Origin of the sequence: uncultured Alsobacter sp., assembly GCF_945952055.1 — a bacterium.
In the GTDB taxonomy this organism is placed as follows: Bacteria; Pseudomonadota; Alphaproteobacteria; order Rhizobiales; family Beijerinckiaceae; genus Alsobacter.
Map to the genome: position 1 here is coordinate 1 of NZ_CAMFHB010000087.1, position 10949 is coordinate 10949.

Annotated in this window: 12 protein-coding genes, 1 tRNA gene and 2 pseudogenes; 1 reads left to right on the forward strand and 14 read right to left on the reverse strand. The window is 67.6% G+C overall.

All coding sequences use genetic code 11. The annotated features are described in order from the left end of the window. The 7 genes and pseudogenes from Q0Q47_RS30550 to rplK all read right to left on the reverse strand — a co-directional run. Window positions 1–1690: pseudogene (locus Q0Q47_RS30550) on the reverse strand (DNA-directed RNA polymerase subunit beta); the annotation flags it as partial. Window positions 1691–1931: 241 nt separating this feature from the next. Next, entirely contained in the window at window positions 1932–2312 is a 381-nt protein-coding gene (rplL, locus tag Q0Q47_RS30555; RefSeq protein WP_293868884.1) for a 50S ribosomal protein L7/L12, read from the reverse strand. A gap of 57 nt (window positions 2313–2369) precedes the next feature. Further along, on the reverse strand, window positions 2370–2885 hold the full coding sequence (gene rplJ / locus Q0Q47_RS30560) for a 50S ribosomal protein L10 (protein ID WP_293868885.1): 516 nt from the start codon (window positions 2883–2885) through the stop codon (window positions 2370–2372). Between the two features lie 562 nt (window positions 2886–3447). Further along, window positions 3448–3816 (reverse strand): hypothetical protein, encoded by a 369-nt coding sequence (locus tag Q0Q47_RS30565; RefSeq protein ID WP_293868886.1) that lies wholly within the window; start codon window positions 3814–3816, stop codon window positions 3448–3450. A 140-nt stretch (window positions 3817–3956) separates the two neighbouring features. Continuing rightward, window positions 3957–4937: a tripartite tricarboxylate transporter substrate binding protein gene (locus Q0Q47_RS30570; RefSeq protein WP_293868887.1), complete on the reverse strand. Its 981-nt coding sequence runs from the start codon at window positions 4935–4937 to the stop codon at window positions 3957–3959. A gap of 214 nt (window positions 4938–5151) precedes the next feature. Beyond that, window positions 5152–5862 (reverse strand): 50S ribosomal protein L1, encoded by a 711-nt coding sequence (gene rplA / locus Q0Q47_RS30575; protein WP_293868888.1) that lies wholly within the window; start codon window positions 5860–5862, stop codon window positions 5152–5154. A gap of 4 nt (window positions 5863–5866) precedes the next feature. Then, window positions 5867–6316 (reverse strand): 50S ribosomal protein L11, encoded by a 450-nt coding sequence (gene rplK / locus Q0Q47_RS30580; RefSeq protein WP_293868889.1) that lies wholly within the window; start codon window positions 6314–6316, stop codon window positions 5867–5869. A gap of 404 nt (window positions 6317–6720) precedes the next feature. Here rplK and Q0Q47_RS30585 point away from each other — a divergent pair, with 404 nt between their 5' ends. Then, on the forward strand, window positions 6721–7257 hold the full coding sequence (locus Q0Q47_RS30585) for a hypothetical protein (protein WP_293868890.1): 537 nt from the start codon (window positions 6721–6723) through the stop codon (window positions 7255–7257). A 48-nt stretch (window positions 7258–7305) separates the two neighbouring features. Here the strand turns inward: Q0Q47_RS30585 and Q0Q47_RS30590 are convergent, their stop codons facing one another. From Q0Q47_RS30590 to Q0Q47_RS30620, 7 genes and pseudogenes are all read right to left on the reverse strand, one after another. Then, a complete protein-coding gene (locus Q0Q47_RS30590; protein WP_293868891.1) occupies window positions 7306–7977 on the reverse strand; it encodes a hypothetical protein in 672 nt (223 codons plus the stop codon). Window positions 7978–7982: 5 nt separating this feature from the next. Next, complete coding sequence (nusG, locus tag Q0Q47_RS30595) at window positions 7983–8513, reverse strand: transcription termination/antitermination protein NusG (RefSeq protein WP_293868892.1); 531 nt, start codon at window positions 8511–8513, stop codon at window positions 7983–7985. A gap of 15 nt (window positions 8514–8528) precedes the next feature. Then, window positions 8529–8726, reverse strand: a complete 198-nt coding sequence (secE, locus tag Q0Q47_RS30600; protein WP_293868893.1) for a preprotein translocase subunit SecE — start codon at window positions 8724–8726, stop codon at window positions 8529–8531. Window positions 8727–8863: 137 nt separating this feature from the next. After that, window positions 8864–9592, reverse strand: coding sequence for an alpha/beta hydrolase (locus Q0Q47_RS30605; protein WP_293868894.1), 729 nt, complete (start codon window positions 9590–9592; stop codon window positions 8864–8866). A gap of 99 nt (window positions 9593–9691) precedes the next feature. Then, window positions 9692–9769: transfer RNA gene (locus Q0Q47_RS30610), tRNA-Trp, on the reverse strand. An 86-nt stretch (window positions 9770–9855) separates the two neighbouring features. Next, entirely contained in the window at window positions 9856–10671 is an 816-nt protein-coding gene (locus tag Q0Q47_RS30615; protein ID WP_293868895.1) for a hypothetical protein, read from the reverse strand. 186 nt (window positions 10672–10857) lie between these two features. After that, window positions 10858–10949: pseudogene (locus tag Q0Q47_RS30620) on the reverse strand (elongation factor Tu); the annotation flags it as partial.

Sequence of the window (10949 nt, forward strand, 5' to 3'; positions counted from 1 at the left end):
GGTGCACGTCGCGCACCTCGAAGCCGGCGCGCTCGCGGGTCAGACCGCCCGGGCCGAGCGCCGAGAGGCGGCGCTTGTGGGTGATCTCCGAGAGCGGGTTCGTCTGGTCCATGAACTGCGACAGCTGCGACGAGCCGAAGAACTCGCGCACCGCGGCAGCCGCGGGCTTCGCATTGATCAGGTCCTGCGGCATGACCGTGTCGATGTCGACCGAGGACATGCGCTCCTTGATCGCGCGCTCCATGCGCAGCAGGCCGACGCGATACTGGTTCTCCATGAGCTCGCCGACCGAGCGCACGCGGCGGTTGCCGAGATGGTCGATGTCGTCCACCTCGCCCTTGCCGTCACGCAGCTCGACGAGCGCGCGCACCACCGCGATGATGTCGGCCTTGCGCAGCACGCGCATGGTGTCGGGCGCATCGAGGTCGAGGCGCATGTTCATCTTCACGCGGCCGACGGCCGAGAGGTCGTAGCGCTCCGCGTCGAAGAACAGCGAGTGAAACATCGCCTCGGCGGTGTCGATGGTCGGCGGCTCGCCCGGGCGCATCACGCGGTAGATGTCGAAGAGAGCCTCCTCGCGCGAGGAGTTCTTGTCGACCGTCAGCGTGTTGCGGATGTACGGGCCGATCGTCACGTGGTCGATGTCGAGCACCGGGATCTCGTCGAACCCAACCTCGAGCAGCGCCTTCAGCGACTTCTCGGTGATCTCCTCGCCCGCCTCGGCGAAGATCTCGCCGGTGTTCGGGTTGACGAGGTCGTCTGCGATGTACTGGCCGTAGAGGTCCTCGTTGGCGGCGCGCAGGGCCTTCACGCCCTTCTCGGCCACCAGGCGCGCGGAGCGGGCCGTCAGCTTCTTGCCGGCCTCGAGCACGAGCTCGCCGGTGTCGGCGTCGACGATGTCGGTGACCGCCTTCATGCCCTTCATGCGCTCGGCGTCATAGGGCAGGCGCCACAGGCCGGGGCCCGCCTTCGGGTCGAGGGCGTAGGTGATCTTGTTGTAGAACGTGCCGAGGATCTCCTCGCCGTCCATGCCGAGCGCGAACAGCAGCGACGTCACCGGAATCTTGCGGCGGCGGTCGATGCGCGCATAGACGATGTCCTTGGCGTCGAACTCGATGTCGAGCCAGGACCCGCGATACGGGATGATGCGGGCGGCGAACAGGAGCTTGCCCGAGGAGTGGGTCTTGCCCTTGTCGTGGTCGAAGAAGACGCCCGGCGAACGGTGCATCTGCGAGACGATGACGCGCTCGGTGCCGTTCACGATGAAGGTGCCGTTCATCGTCATGAGCGGCATGTCGCCCATGTAGACGTCCTGCTCCTTGATGTCCTTCACGGACTTCGCGCCGGTGTCGGCGTCGACATCGAACACGATCAGGCGGAGCGTCACCTTGAGCGGCGCAGCGAAGGTCATGCCGCGCTGGCGGCACTCGTCGACGTCGTACTTCGGCGGCTCGAACGTGAACTTCACGAACTCGAGCAGCGACGCGCCCGAGAAATCGGAGATCGGGAACACGGACTTGAAGACGGACTGCAGGCCCTCGTCGGGACGGCCGCCCTTCGGCTCATCAACCTGGAGAAACTGGTCGTAGGACGCCTTCTGAACCTCGATCAGGTTCGGCATTTCCGCGACTTCGCGGATATGTCCGAAGAACTTGCGCACACGCTTCCGGCCGGTGAACGTCTGAGCCATCTCGTTCCTCACTCCTGCGGACCGCCCGTCCCCGCTGAAACCGCGCCGTTCTCCTCGGAGAACGCCCGCGTCCGGGCCTTACGGTGTCCGTCGCATCGCTGCCTGACGGCGTCATTGAAACCATCTGGAAACCCTAACGGATCGCCTGACGGCAATAAGGCCCCGGGACGCCGCGGCCCCGGGACCCCTGCACGGCTCTAGGCCGCGCGTTCCTTCTCGCGCCGCATCGCGGCGCGAAAAATCACTTGAGCTCGACCTTGGCGCCAGCCTTCTCGAGCTGCTCCTTGATCTTGGCGGCTTCTTCCTTCGAAGCGCCTTCCTTGACCGGCTTGGGAGCGCCCTCGACCAGGTCCTTGGCTTCCTTGAGGCCGAGACCGGTGATCGCGCGGACTTCCTTGATGACCTCGATCTTCTTGTCGCCGGCCGAAGCCAGGACGACCGTGAACTCGGTCTGCTCTTCGGCGGCCGGAGCGGCAGCGCCACCGCCAGCGGCCGGAGCGGCCACGGCCACGGCGGCCGCGGCGGACACGCCCCACTTCTCCTCGAGGAGCTTCGCGAGCTCGGCGGCCTCGAGAACGGTCAGGGACGACAGCTCGTCGACGAGCTTGGACAGATCAGCCATTGTTTTCTCTCTTCAGTGATTGAGTGTTTCGAACCAGGGGTCGATGATCGAACGGCCTTACGCCGCATCTCTCTTGGCATAGGCTCCGAACACGCGGGCGAGCTTGGCCGCCGGCGCGGTGGAGAGCTGGGCCAGCTTGGTCGCCGGGGCCTGGATGAGGCCGACGAGCTTGGCGCGCAGTTCGTCCAGGGAGGGCATCGTGGCCAGAGCCTTGACACCATCCACGTTCAGAGCGGTCTTACCCATCGCTCCGCCCAGGATGACCAGCTTGTCGTTGGTCTTGGCGAAGTCGACGGCGACCTTGGCCGCCGCAACGGGATCGCTGCTGTAGGCCAGCAGCGTCGGCCCCTTCAGAAGGGAACCGATCGAAGCGACGTCCGTGCCTTCGAGAGCAATCTTGGCGAGGCGGTTCTTCGCGACCTTCACGGTGGCGCCGGCTTGCCTCATCTGCGAACGCAGCTTCTGCATGTCGGCGACCGTGAGGCCGGCGTAGTGCGCGACGACGACGACGCTGGTGTCGTTGAACACCGTATGCAGCGTGCCGACGAATTCACGCTTTTCCGCTTTTTCCACGGGGCTCTCTCCGGTTGGCGGGGACAAAAGTCCCGCCGGTTGCGTTGTGCTGCGTCCCGAACGGGCCGGACCGCAGCGCTTCCGACGTCCTTGTCCCCGGATCTCGACGCCTGCGCGACGCAACCCGGTCTGATGGTTCGAACCGACTCACATGCGGGCCACACGAGGCTGCCCGCCTAAAACCCGGTCTTCCCCGTCTGTGCAGGCTCCTTGCGGAATTAAGCCGCCCCGAATGGTGCGGCACCGGCAGTCTCGGACAGGACATGGCCGGCAGCGGCCAAAGGGAAACCCTCGGGCCTGCCGGCCTTTTTTCAACCGGTCACCCGGCTGACTGATGAGCCTCCACCGGACCGGCGACGCCGGACCCGAAAGGCCATGACTGAAACATGCGGCGTGTCTCTATCCCGTCCCGGCGGGTTTGCCAAGGCCCCCGCATGGAATTCCTCAGAAATGTCACAATCCTGCGGGGCGGGACGGTGTCCGCTGCTTCGCTCTGCGAACGATAAGCGGATCGGTCCATTTCCGACGAAATGGCCATGAAATCCACGTCTTCAAGCCCGTATCACTCGACCGTGACCACCACGAGGATCGTCGACGTCCCCTCCCCGTCCGACCCCTTGGCGCTCACCTCGGCCACGAACCGGTCCTCGCCGACAAAGCCCGCGAAGGACCGATAGAACGCGGTCTCGCCCTCGATGGTGACCTTTCCCTTGCCCGGATGCTCGACGATTCGCCGTCCCGTCACGGTGAAGCGGCGGCTCGCCGACAGGCGGATCACGCAGTCCCGTCCGCTGGAGGCGCGCATGTCGACCGTGGCGCTCGAGTTGCGCGACGGCGTGATCTGGTAGCCCGAGTGGGAGCAGCGCGCCTCGGCCAACCCCGGCACGAACGCGGCAGCGACGATGCCGGCCGCAAGTCCAAGTTTTATCACCGCAAGCCCCCCCACCCTGCCGGAAGGCTAGACCAGATCGCACGGCCGCGGAAGCGCGGGGGGGGGGGGGTGATAGCGGGCCCTGGACAAGGACGCGCCTGCGCCGGGCGTCGATCACGCCCGGCACGGCACCGTCCGGCTCAATCCAGCTGGACGCCGGTCGCCTTGGTGATCGGGGCCCAGGTGGCCAGCTGTTCGGCGACGAACGCACCGAGCTTCTCAGGCGAGGACGGCGTCACCGTCATGGTCAGCTCGTCGAGCCGGGTGAGCAGGCCCGGATCCTTCAGCGCTTTGAGGATCTCGGCGTTGAGCTTGTCCACGACAGGCTTCGGGGTCTTGGCCGGCGCGAAGACCGCCTGCCAGGAATAGGTCTCGTAGCCCTTCAACCCCTGCTCATCGAGCGTGGGGATGTCCGGCATCTGCTTGACCCGCTCCTTGGTCGTGACGCCCAGAGCCCGGATCTTGCCGGCCTTGATCTGCTCGACGGAGGTCGGGAGGTTGTCGAACATCACGGGGACCTGGCCGCCGACGAGGTCGTTCATGGCAGGGCCGGCACCGCGATACGGCACGTGGGCCATCTGGGTGCCGGCCATCTTGTTGAACATCTCGCCGGACAGGTGCAGCGGCGTCGCGATGCCCGAGGAGGCGTAGCTGTACTTGGCCGGCTCGGCCTTCGCCGCGGCGATCAGCTCGGCGACGTTCTTGGCCGGAACGGAAGGGTGCACGACCATGACGTTGGGGATGGAGCCGACCAGGGCCACCGGCTCGAAGTCCTTCACCGGATCGTAGGCCGACTTCTTGGCCATCAACGGGTTGAGGGTGTGGGTCGAGATGGTTCCGTAGAGCACCGTGTAGCCATCGGGCGACGCCTTCGCCACGGCCGCGGCGCCGAGGTTTCCGCCGGCGCCGGCCCTGTTCTCGACGACGACGCTCACGCCCATCTGCTCGGACAGCTTCTGGGCCAGGATGCGCGCGACGAGGTCCGTCGACCCGCCCGCCGCGAACGGCACCACCATCGTGATCGACTTATTGGGGTAGGTCTGGGCCGAGGCCTGAACCGCGGGAAACAGCGCGGCGGCTGCCGCAAGACCGAGCACAATCGACCGGCGAGACGTGAACATTGGACCCCCTCCCCCGTTACGGGCTTTGTTTGACTGTCCGGCCTAGATAACGACGCGGCGCCCGGATGCAAGCCACGGGGCCCCGCCGAACGGCGAAACGGCGCCCGTCCCGGCGCATTTCGAGGATTCGGCCGAACGAACCCACCGGCACCGAGGCACAAAAAAGGCCCCGTGGCAGAGCCAGGGGCCTTCTTCAATGCTCGTGCGGGGCCGATCAGCCCTGCTGCTGGCCGCTCGTGACCGACGACGGGTCGATCTTCACGCCCGGGCCCATGGTCGAGGACACGGCCACGCGCTGGATGTAGGTGCCCTTGGCACCCGCCGGCTTGGCACGGGCCACCGCATCGGCGAAGGCCTTGATGTTCTCGACGAGCTTGTCGGCGTCGAACGAGGCCTTGCCGACGCCGGCATGCACGATGCCGGCCTTCTCGACGCGGAACTCGATGGCGCCGCCCTTGGCCGCCTTCACGGCGCCGGCGACGTCGGGGGTCACGGTGCCGACGCGCGGGTTCGGCATCAGGCCGCGCGGGCCGAGCACCTTACCGAGGCGGCCGACGAGACCCATCATGTCCGGGGTCGCGATGCAGCGGTCGAAGTCGATCTGGCCGGCGTTGATGCGCTCGACGAGATCCTCGGCGCCGACGATGTCGGCACCCGCGGCCTTCGCCTCATCCGCCTTGCCGGCGCGGGCGAACACCGCCACGCGGACCGTGCGGCCCGAGCCGTTGGGCAGGTTGCAGACGCCACGGACCATCTGGTCGGCGTGACGCGGGTCGACGCCGAGGTTCATGGCGACTTCGATGGTCTCGTCGAACTTCGCCGTGGCGCGCTCCTTCAGGAGCTTCACGGCGTCGGTGAGCGAGTACAGCTTGGTGCGATCGATGCCCTCGCGGGAGGCACGCACGCGCTTGGCAATGTTCGGCATCGGATCAATCCACCACCTGGAGGCCCATGGAACGGGCGGAGCCCTCGATCATCGCCATCGCCGACTCGACGCTGTGGCAATTGAGGTCGGGCATCTTCTTCTCGGCGATCTCGCGGATCTGGTCGCGGGTCACCTTGCCGACGGTGGCGCCACGGCCGGGGGTCTTGGAGCCCGATGCCGGCTTCTTGCCGAGCTTCAGGTTCGCCGCCTTCTTCAGGAAGTAGGTGACCGGCGGCTGCTTCATCTCGAAGGTGAAGGACCGGTCCTGGTAGGCCGTGATGATCACGGGAATCGGCGTGCCCTTCTCCATCTGCGCGGTGCGCGCATTGAAGGCCTTGCAGAATTCCATGATGTTGAGACCGCGCTGACCGAGCGCGGGACCGATCGGGGGCGACGGGTTCGCCGCGCCGGCCGGCACCTGAAGCTTCACGTAGCCCGTGATCTTCTTTGCCATGATGGCTGCTCCTCAGAACACCGGCGCCAAGGAAGGTCAGAGCCTCCGGAACGCCGGCTGGCACGGCCGGGCCGGTTCTCCTCCGGGAGAAACCACCCCACCGCGCCGGGTTTGCAGGTTGCGGTGCGGCATGGTGCCCGGCTGGCGACCGGCATGCCTCCCGCAGTGAAATGGCCCGAAACGTGTCCGGGCCGCCGTGCTGGTAACCGAACGCAGGCCGGAATGCAAGGCTGCACCGGCCTGTGGGCGTGCCGGCGACGCCTTCCCTCCCTCGGGAGCCCGACCTCAATCCCGCGATCGACCGGAAGGCGCCCCGGGCTTCGAAGCGCGATGCCAACGCCCGGTTGGTAGTTCCTTGACGTCCGGCCGCTAACCTTGGGCTCGACCATGCCTGGGAGAACACGATGGCGCGCCACGTAACGACGACCCTGTCCACCCTCCTTCTCGCCACAGCCCTCGCCGCCCTGTCACCGGAGCCGGGTCAGCGGACCGTGGCTCCGGCCCATGCGGGCACCTATGCCTTCAAGCTCGCCGGCGCATCGGTGCCGCTGGCGATTCCTGACTCGTGGCAGGTCTCCGGGATCAAGAACGGGATTCAGGTCACCCGGCCCGACCAGGAGGTCTTCGTGTGGCTTCAGACGGCCACGCAGGACTCCATCGGTCCGCTGATGGACGAGTACAAGTCCTACTTCGCCAAGCAGGGCGTGACGTTTTCCGGCGTCCCGAAGTCCGAGGAGCACGACCTGGGTTCGGCCACGGCCCTGGACATCCGCTTCGACGCGAAGTGGAAAGGCAGCCCGACGGTCGTCGTTCTGTCCGTCGTGACGCGGAAGGCCAATCCGGCGGGCACGGTGCTGATCGGCTATTGGGCGAGCCCCAAGGCGGACAAGGAGAGCGACCCGCAGATGGGTCAGTTGCTGGGGAGCCTCATCGCGCCCTGAGCGCGGCCCGCAGCGGACCGGGCGACGCACGCCGGGCCGGCGCACACGTCAGGACTCCGGCCTCGTGCACCAGCGCTCGACCTCGTCGGGCTCGCCGATGGCGTCCACGACGGTGCGAACGCCCGGGCCTGGCTTGCCGTCCGCCCCGGCGACGGGACCGGTCTCCAGCGACCAATGGAGCCGGGTCGACACCATCAGCGCGAGGCGCTGGCCGCCCGGGCCGATGTTCTCGCGCGTGACCGGCAGGACCTCGAGGGGGCAGCCGGACAGCGTCCGGGTCGAGGCCTGGCCCACCCTGATCCGGGTGGCGTAGGTCACCGTCGGGCCACAGCCCTCCCCCACGAGGACGAAATCGACGTCGTCGCCGGGACGGAAAACCGCCGGGTCGCCCTTGTACTCGCGATAGGTGAACGTGCAGGTCTGGCGACGCGCCGGCGTCGTGTTGGTCAGGGCCTTCATGCCGTCATAGACGCTGCGCAGCAGCAGCCGGCCATCGGCGTCGAGCGTGTCGATCTCGTTGACCTGGCCGTGCCGAATGCAGAAACGGACCGGCACCGTGGTGCCGTCCGGACGCGACTGGAGGGCCTTGAGCAGGGTGACGGAGCCCGGACGCCCCAGGCCGCTGCAATCGACGGCGGCCGCGGGGCCGGCCCAGGCCAGCAGCGCGACCAGGCCACCGAAGAGTGTCGCCAGTCCTTGCGCAGGAACCGACGACACCATGGTCCTCAGACCTTCTCGACCTGCCCGTATTCGAGCTCGACCGGCGTGGCGCGGCCGAAGATCGATACCGCGACCTTGAGGCGGGCGCGAGCCTCGTCGACTTCCTCGACGGTGCCGTTGAAGGAGGCGAAGGGCCCGTCGGAGACGCGCACCTGCTCGCCGATCTCGAAGGAGACGGAGGGCTTCGGCCGCTCGACGCCGTCGGCCACCTGGCCCTTGATGCGCTCGGCCTCGCGGTCCGGGATCGGCATCGGCTTCTTGTCGGTGCCGAGGAAGCCCGTCACCTTCGGCGTGTTCTTGATGAGATGGTAGACGTCGTCCGTCAGATCGCACTTCACCAGGACGTAACCCGGGAAGAACTTGCGCTCGGTGTCGATCTTGCGACCGCGGCGGACCTCCACGACCTTCTCGGTCGGGACCATGACCTCCTCGAACTTGTCGGCGAGGCCGCGCTGGCCAGCCTGGTCCTTGATGGACTGGGCGACCTTGTTCTCGAAGTTCGAGTAGGCGTGAACGATGTACCAGCGCATCGACATGGCGCGTCAGGCTCCTTACCGGCCGACGCCGAGCACGAGCCCGACGACCCAGCGGATGATCATGTCCGAAAACAGGAAGAAGATGCTCGCCACCACCACCATCACGAAAACCATCGCGGTGGTCACGAGAGTCTCCTTGCGCGTCGGCCACGTGACCTTCGCCGCTTCGGAGCGGACCTGCTGGATGTATTCGAACGGGCTCGTCTTGGCCATGGATCACCTGGTTGGGGTGCGGATCACCCGCCGGCTTGCAGGCATGACCCGTCGGCCGGGGAAGACGGAACCGACGATGTCATGGAGTAAAAGCGGAAATAGGCCGTATTGCCGCCCGGGTCAAGGAGCGGCAAGCTTCAGCGGCGGGCAAAAGCCGACACGGCCGACACGACGGCGCCGTCGAGCCCGTTGAAGCCGTGATGGCCGCGGGCCTCGCACGCGTCGCCGTCGTCGTTTCCGCCGTCGAGCCAGCGGACGGTCACCCGCTTGCCGCCCCATTTCGCGAAGGGCTCGACACCTTCCGGGCGCGTGACGCGGCAGCCGTCGGCCCGGTGATGGATGACGAGCGTCGGCGGCAAACGCGCGGGGTCGCCCAGGATGCCGATCACGGACTGGTCGGCGCCTGACTCGGGCGCCAGGAGCCCGGAGGTGAGCACCAGCTTGTCGGGCCTGGCACCGGCGGCGAGGCCGCGCGCGGCCCGCTGCGTACCGCGACTCGTGCCCGCCACGGTCACGGGCCGCTTGATCGCGGCCATGGAACTCACCAGCGCAGCGAGGTCATAGCCCACGTCGGGCACGAGAACGGCGAAACCCTTGGCGGCATAGGCCTCGCGCGTCCGCACGAGCTGGTTGCCACCGCCGGCCGTCACGGAGCCGTCGGGCGCGATGCCGACCTTGCCGGGGCCACCCGTCAGGAGAATCAGGCTGGCGACGGGCTTTGGCGGCATGAGCAACACGGCCGAAACGCCGCCCACCTCGACCCGGCTCACCTTCACCTCGGCGGCCTGGCCCCCCACGGGTCCGGCAAGCGCAAGGAGAGCGCAAATGGCGGCCCCCGCCACGACACGTGCAACGCCAGATGCCATCAGTCCACTCCCCTCGCTCCCCGGAGGGTGGAGCCTGCGCTCACGCGCAAAGGGTGGCAATGCCTAAGCTTCGAGATGGTTTTCGATCATCGCTGGGCCTGGCAGGAGTGGAGGGACTCGAACCCCCAACCCCCGGTTTTGGAGACCGGTGCTCTAACCAAATTGAGCTACACTCCTAGGCCCGCTGGCGACCGGAGCCGCCGCAGCGCCGTGCATGTCGCACGCGGCCGGTGGTTTGGCAAGGCCCTTTCCCCGGCGGCGCGTCAGGGGCGCGGCTCGTCGGCCGGCAGTGCTGCGGGGTCGGGAGGCACGCCGAGCTCGGCCGACAGTCCGGCCCGGATCTTCGCCTGCGCGGGCACGACGACGTCGGCCGTCAGGTGCCGCCCGCCAGAGCTCTGGCCACCGCTGCAGACGAACGGGTCGGCCGGGCGCGTGAACGCCGTCGCGGCCTCGCCGTCGAGGGCATCGGCCACGAGAGCCTGACGGATCGGGCGCGGCAGTGTTTCCCCGTAGCGGATCACAGGCTCGAACTCCAGGGCCAGCCCCTGCAAGCGACGCCCGGGGCCCGAATCGTCGCGGCAGAGCTGTCCGTCGACGCGCATCCGCGCATAGGCGAGATACAGCGTCCGCAGGGCCAGTGGCCGCCAGTCCGGCCCGGTGTCCGGCACCGGTGTCATCCACAGATCCCGAATGAGCGGAGAGGCGACGGCGACCGTTCCGCCCTGCCCCAGCGCCTTTTGCCCGAACTCCACCCGCTCGGACAGGGGCGCGGTGTTCCACCGCTTCTGCAAGACGTCGTAGCGTCCAGACTGCAAGGCTTGGCGTACCGAGGTGATGGCGGCGGACTCTCCCGGACTGCCTTCTGTAATGGCCGAGGATCCCTCGTGCATCGGCGGCGGCGTTTCGGACGTGGCCAGCCTCAGGCCCACGACGAGAGCAGCGGCGGACGTGGCGGCGGCAACGACGACGGCGACGGCGCTCGCGACGCGTGCAGTCCGGGAGCGCTGATCCACGGCGAAGAGGAGTTTATGCATCGGCCACCACGCAAACAGAGGTGATGCATCCTCATCCGCTGCCACGCGGGTTCAATCCACCAACTCTCGGTTGCAAAGATCATATCTTGCAACGATCGCGCAGCCTGACTTGCCGACAGCCCCTCCAAACGACGAACGCCGGAGCATGACTGCCCCGGCGTCCGGCAAGACTTTCGAAACGAACGGTCGTGGCCGAGGGCATCCCCGCGGCCGCGTGCCCTGTCCCTTGCGTTACGCGATGATCGAGGCGACGACGCCGGCACCAACCGTGCGGCCGCCTTCGCGGATGGCGAAGCGCAGCTTCTCTTCCATGGCGATCGGGG